A 6,757-nucleotide genomic window follows, 5' to 3' on the forward strand; every position below is an offset into this window, starting at 1 on the left:
TCATAAATTTTCCAAAATTTTTATTTCATTTTTCATAATATGTTTAGTTTTATCAGGATCAATTCCATTTACCAGATATTCGAAAATAATCTGCATGGCGCGTTGTCCCTGTCGATATGGATGCTGATAAATTACAGCTTTTATGACATGATTTTTCATCATTTCTATAGTGGTAGGAACTGTATCAAAGGCCAGAATAGTCAGATTATCCTGTCTGTTAAGAGAAAGTACTGCCCTGCATGCGCCGTATACGCCCGCTGCTACTATAAATAAAGCATTTATCTCGGGATAGCGTATAATCATTTCTCTTGTCTTATCATATGAGCAAATATCATCATCATCATTTTCCTGAATATCAATTATTCTAAAATCATTATTTTTATTGATACTGTATTCAAAACCTTTTAAGCGCTGTCTGTGTCCCAATATTTTGGAGGACCCCATGATTATGCCTATATTGGCTTTGAGCGGGGCTATCATCTGCAACAATGCTCCCGCAGTTTCACCGCCATTTACATAATTGCTGCCAACATAACAGTGGCGATGAGATTCATCAGCGTCGTTATTCAGGGTTACTACAAAAATTCCCTCATCAACAAATTCATTTATTTTATTTATTATTAATGGATCATTAATGGGGCTGATTATCAGGGCGTTTATTTTATTTTTCAGTTCATCCAGAATTTGCAGCTGTGCCCTTATATTATAGCCGCGTGTAGTATGAAACAGAATATTCAAACCGTAAATCTCGTATTTTTCGGCAGCTGTTTTAATACCACGGATAACATCGTCAAAAAAAGGATTTCCCTCAGCGGGAATTAAAATGCCCACGACCGGATTGTTCTTGCGCGCCGACAATGCTTTACCGGCAGGATTTGGTCTGTATTCCAGCTTTTTTATAACATTCAAGACCAAATCACGTGTTTCTGTCTTTACATTTCCCCGCTCATTAATGACTCTGTCCACAGTACCCCGTGAAACTCCGCACAAATCTGCGATTTGTTTGATTGTAACCATCGAAAGGCCCCCTGCAATGCTATAATATAGAAAGATAGTTTAATGAAATCTGATTCAGCAAAAAGAATATTAACATAATTGGTTTATACTTAAGCTGAACGAGAATTTAGTTTATGAATATTATATCATCAAGGGAATTAAATTAGCTATTGTTTAGTTGGGGATTTAGCAGCCAATATCTTTTAATGTTTTGCCTTCCATTAAATTTTGTTCAATTTTTTCTAAAGATACTCCTTTTGTTTCTGGTACATAGCGTATTGTAAGATAAACAAACAGCGCATTTAATGCGGCATATAGCCAAAAAGTCATTGTAGATCCCAAAGTATCAAGCAAAGTCAGGAAGGTGGCGCCTATTAAAGTGCATGAAAGCCAATTTGTCATAGTTGAGCAGGCAATGCCGAAATCGCGGCTTTTCAATGGCTGGATTTCCGAACACAATATCCAAACTACGGGTCCTGCACCAAAGCCAAAACCAATAATGGCCAATATTGTCATACCGGCGGAAAGATATGGAATAAAAGGAAGAGTAGTACCGTTTTCGAGAGTAAAGAAACATATTCCTAATATAAACAAAGATACAGCCATGATGGCAAAGCATCTTTTTAAAGCCGGCTTGCGTCCGGATTTATCTACGGTTCCGACGGCAATAAGTGTCGCCAGAACAAATACAAGTCCGTTTATCACAGTACCTATCATTTGATCCTCTGTGGAAGAAAAACCGGCTATGCTTAATATTTTAGGAGAATAATACATGATTATGTTGAAGCCCGTGAGCTGCTGCATAAACTGAAGAAGAACACCCAGAAATACTACACGGCGCACATTTTTATTCGCCTTAAAAAGCTCCCAGCCGGCCTGCTTGAGTTTCAAGTTTTCTCTGATATCGTTTAATTCTGATCGCGCGATTGCGGGGTCTGTGTGCATGGAACTTAAAACCCTTGCCGAATCTTGAAAACGTCCTTTGGAAGCCAGCCAGCGGGGACTTTCCGGCAGAGCGATAACACATAAGATCAGTGCTGCCGCAGGGATGGAAATAATCATGAGCATGGAACGCCAATCTCCTGTATAACTAAAATAAGTATCAGATAAAAAAGCCGCCAGAATTCCTACGGTAACCATTAGCTGATATCCGGAAATGATACTTCCCCGGGCATCTTTATCAGACATTTCGGCCAGGTATAAAGGCGCAGTATACGAAGCAATGCCCACAGATAATCCCAAAATAAGTCTGGCGCCTATAAGAATAGTTACGCTGGCAGCAGATCCTGAGCTGATGCAGCCGATGATAAACAAAGCGGCACCTATCATCAGGGCACGTTTTCGGCCTATCCCGGCTGACAGTTTTGAAGCTATAACGGCACCTGCAGCAGCGCCTACCATCATGGAACTTACCACCCATTCCTGCAAATGGCTGTCAAGCTGCCACTCTTTGGCGATAAAGGGCAAGGCACCGGAAATAACACCCTGATCCAGGCCAAAAAGAAGCCCTGCCATGCCGGCAGCAACGAAAACAAAAATTCTGACAAATTTTACACGAGCCTCGGGAACAGACTGAAATACAATTTCTTTTCCGATATTTTCCATTTTATGCTCTCCTCAAAAAATATACACTTGATAAATTATGTTTTTGCGGGTATGATTGTGCGGAAAAATTTTATTTATAAGGCGGACAGATCATGATAACAGTCTTTAAGCTGTTTATATAGTTTCTTATAAAGCAGGTGTCCTTTTTCGTAATAATCTCTTTCTGCCGGTACGGGAGCACAGCTCGAACCGATCTGTATGAATTCATCGCAAGCCGACACCACGTCTTTAAATAGTCCGGCACCGACACCGGCTAATATTGCCACACCGAAAGCCGGTCCTTCTTCAGCGGTAAGTGTTTTAACTTCACAGTTGAACATATCGGCGAGCATTTGACGCCATACAGGGCTCTTTCCTCCTCCTCCGCATGCCATCATTTCGTTTACATTGACACCCATATCTTTTAATATATCATAACAATCACTCAACGAATAAGATACACCTTCCATGACTGAGCGTATCATATTGGCTTTTGAGTGGATAGCCGATAAACCAAAAAATACACCACGACATTCCGGATCCAAATGCGGTGTCCGTTCTCCCATCAGATAAGGCAGATAGATGAGTCTGTCGCTGCCGCAGGGAATTTTGGCAGCTGCTTCGTTCATTAATACATACGGATCTTTATTTTGCTTGTCGGCAAGCTCTTTATAATCATTTGCGATATTGTCGCGGAACCATTTTAATGACAAGCCGGCAGCGAGTGTTACACCCATGACATGCCAGCATCCGGGCACAGCACAGCAAAATGTGTGGACCCGTCCTTTCGGATCAATTTTTAAATTATCTGTATGTGCAAATACTACACCGCTTGTGCCGATTGTAGTAAAAGCACGGCCATTTTTTGTTATTCCTGTGCCGATTGCGGCAGCTGCGTTGTCACCGGCACCGCCTACTACGACAGTTTTAGTGGAAAGTCCCGAAGCTTTGGCAAAGGATTCGCTTATGTGACCGGTGACATCCGGTGATTCATAAACCTTGGCAAGGAGCTTTTTATCTATAGACAGCTTTTCCAGAATTTCATCTGACCAGCAACGGTTCGGTACGTCTAAAAGCTGCATACCGCTGGCATCAGAAACTTCTGTTGCATATTCTCCGGTCATGCAAAAACGTACATAATCCTTGGGCAATAAAATATGAGCGCATTTGGCATAATTTTCCGGTTCATGACGGCGGACCCATAAGATTTTGGATGCAGTAAATCCCGTAAGTGCAGGATTTGCGGTGATCTCAATCAAACGCTGTGCACCGATTTTTTTTGTTATTTCTTCGCATTCTTTTGCTGTGCGCTGGTCGCACCATATTATAGATGGACGTATAACAGCATTGTTCTTATCAAGCATGACTAATCCATGCATCTGTCCGGACAAGCCAATGCCTTTAATGGAATCTGGAGCAATTCCTGATTTTGCCAGAACGAGCTGAATTGTATGCAAGGATGCATTATACCAATCGGCAGGATTTTGCTCGGCCCATCCGTTTTGGGGTTGGTGCAGAGGGTAGTCTTCTGACGCAGCAGCCACAGTTTTCATATACTCGTCAAAAAGTACTGTTTTAGTAGCTGATGTGCCGATATCTAACCCTAATAAATAATTCATCATTAAGCCGCCTTTCTTCTCTCCGTTATTCAGCTAATGACTGATCAGGCTCAAAAAAGACAAAAACAATGTTTTTAACAGCAGAATTTTTGTCAAATAAGGTAATTTTATCATATAAATGGAGACTTAATTCAGAGGGCGTTTTGACGCCGCCTGAATAGTAGTCGAAATTATCCAGGGAGTTAGCCGCTCTTTACTCATCGCTTGCACAAGCGTGAGTATTAGAGCGGGTTAGTCATCGGATAAATAATATTTCTGATATTTCCACCTAATCAGCAATTTGCAAAATAGAATATGTGCTTAAGCACAATTTATGCGTTAAGTATATCGTTTGAAAATTTATTTGTCAATAAGCATTTTTGATATTTTTCAGATTTTTTCCATAAGTTATCGTATTAATACAAAAATATTCTTTTTCAATAAAAATTTATATTGGTAAAAACATTATTATAGCGCTAATAATTGATGAAGATTTATTTATACAAGTATTACAAATTTTTGTAAAAATCTATATTGACAAAACTGATTATAAAGTGTTATTCTTGATTCATAAAAAATGTGCACAAGCACATAAAAGATTGTTGATTAAAAAGGAGAGTATAGAAATGATGACAAATATTCCAGAAGTAAAATGTGGTATTATTTCAGTCAGCAGAGATTGTTTTATTATTTCACTTTCAGAAAATCGCCGTAAAGCTGTTGTACAGTCCTATACGAAAAAATATGGCTCCATCTATGAAGCAAAAACTGTAGTAGAAAATGAAAATGATATGCTGAAGGCCGTAAATGAAGTGAATGATGCAGGCTGTAATGCTCTGGTAGTCTTTCTGGGGAATTTCGGACCTGAAACACCGGAGACATTGATCGCTCAGAAATTTGACGGCCCGGTAATGTATATAGCTGCTGCGGAAGAAACCGGCAAGGATCTGATAAACGGACGCGGTGACGCATACTGCGGTATGCTTAATTGTTCATATAATTTAGGGCTCAGGAAGATAAAAGCATTTATTCCCGAATATCCTGTTGGGACTGCAGAAAATCTGGCAGATATGATAAATGAATTTCAGCCTGTAGCAAGAGCCTTGATAGGGGTGGCCAATTTAAAAATAATTACTTTTGGACCGCGTCCTCAGGATTTTTTTGCCTGCAATGCACCGATAAAACCACTTTACGATCTGGGTGTAGAAATAGAAGAAAATTCGGAACTGGATCTGCTTGTTTCTTATAAAGAACATGCTGGGGATGCTCGTATTGAAGGAATTATTGAAGACATGAAAAAAGAAATGGGAAAGGCTAATCCCTACCCCGATCTTTTGAAAAGAATGGCGCAATACGAACTCACACTGCTGGACTGGGCACAAAATCATAAAGGCTCACGCAAGTATATTGCGTTTGCAAACAAATGCTGGCCGGCATTCCCGTCTCAATTCGGCTTTGAACCTTGCTATGTAAACAGCCGCCTTGTGTCCCGAGGTATCCCTGTAGCATGTGAAGTCGATATTTACGGCGCGCTCAGTGAATATATAGGTACTTGTGTAAGTGGTGATGCAGTTACTTTGCTAGATATAAATAACTCAGTACCGAAAGATCTTTTTGATGAAGACATTGCAGCTAAGTACGGCGAATATACTCTTAGAGATACATTTATGGGGTTTCACTGCGGAAATACACCTATGTGCAAATTGGATAAAGGCGCTATAAAGTATCAGCTTATTCAAAATCGTCTGTTGGAAAATGGTGAAACTCCGGATATCACTCGTGGTACTCTGGAAGGAGATATCACGGCTGGAAAAATTACCTTTTATCGGCTGCAAAGCAATGCCGCCGGTGAAATTCGTGCTTATATTGCTCAAGGAGAAGTTTTGCCTGTAGCTACCCGTTCTTTTGGCGGGATCGGAATTTTTGCCATTCCTGAGATGGGCCGTTTCTATCGTCATGTTTTAATAGAAAAGCAATATCCTCATCATGGTGCAGTGGCATTTGGACATTATGGAAAGATTTTATTTGATATTTTTAAATTTCTTGATATCAAGGACATTGCTTTTAATCAGCCTAAAAATATGCTGTATCTTACGGAAAATCCTTTTGCATGAAAAATTTTCAAATCTGGGAAGCTTCATGTATAAAATTTAGAAAGCAGGAATAAAATGATCATTACAATTGGTCGTCAGTATGGAGCAGGCGGTCGGGAAATAGCTGAAAAGCTGGCCGGTAAGATGAAAATTCCATTGTATGACAGAAAATTGGTAGCATATATTTCAGCTCACTTGGAAAAAGGCGTGGGTCTTAATGAATTGGACTTGACCTATGATAATCTGTATGGAAATATATCACCATATGCTACAATGTTTGGAGATTTGGCCGTTGATGATGATAATTATCTATTTTCATCTCAAGCCAAAGCGATAGAAGCATTAGCGCAGAAATCGGACGGAATATTTATCGGACGCTGTTCAAATTTTATTCTAAAAAACTTTGGACAGGCCTATCACTTTTATATTGCGGCAGATGATGGTTTTCGTATGGACAGGGGTGTTTCTGTATATCATAAAACATTG

Annotated in this window: 5 protein-coding genes; 2 read left to right on the top strand and 3 right to left on the bottom strand. The window is 39.8% G+C overall.

The genetic code is table 11. The features are described 5' to 3' along the window. From I6758_RS08175 to xylB, 3 genes are all read right to left on the bottom strand, one after another. Positions 1-1,017: a LacI family DNA-binding transcriptional regulator gene (locus I6758_RS08175; RefSeq protein ID WP_196604715.1), complete on the bottom strand. Its 1,017-nt coding sequence runs from the start codon at positions 1,015-1,017 to the stop codon at positions 1-3. A 165-nt stretch (positions 1,018-1,182) separates the two neighbouring features. Next, positions 1,183-2,601: a sugar porter family MFS transporter gene (locus tag I6758_RS08180; protein WP_196604716.1), complete on the bottom strand. Its 1,419-nt coding sequence runs from the start codon at positions 2,599-2,601 to the stop codon at positions 1,183-1,185. A 74-nt stretch (positions 2,602-2,675) separates the two neighbouring features. After that, on the bottom strand, positions 2,676-4,199 hold the full coding sequence (xylB, locus tag I6758_RS08185; protein WP_231038591.1) for a xylulokinase: 1,524 nt from the start codon (positions 4,197-4,199) through the stop codon (positions 2,676-2,678). Positions 4,200-4,804: 605 nt separating this feature from the next. Here xylB and I6758_RS08190 point away from each other — a divergent pair. Together I6758_RS08190 and I6758_RS08195 are read left to right on the top strand one after the other, a co-directional pair. Beyond that, positions 4,805-6,292: an L-fucose/L-arabinose isomerase family protein gene (locus tag I6758_RS08190; RefSeq protein ID WP_196604718.1), complete on the top strand. Its 1,488-nt coding sequence runs from the start codon at positions 4,805-4,807 to the stop codon at positions 6,290-6,292. 54 nt (positions 6,293-6,346) lie between these two features. Further along, the coding region (locus I6758_RS08195) for a cytidylate kinase-like family protein (protein ID WP_196604719.1) at positions 6,347-6,757 on the top strand (411 nt) is incomplete at its 3' end.

The sequence above is a fragment of the Pectinatus haikarae genome, assembly GCF_015732185.1.
In the GTDB taxonomy this organism is placed as follows: domain Bacteria; phylum Bacillota; class Negativicutes; order Selenomonadales; family Selenomonadaceae; genus Pectinatus; species Pectinatus haikarae.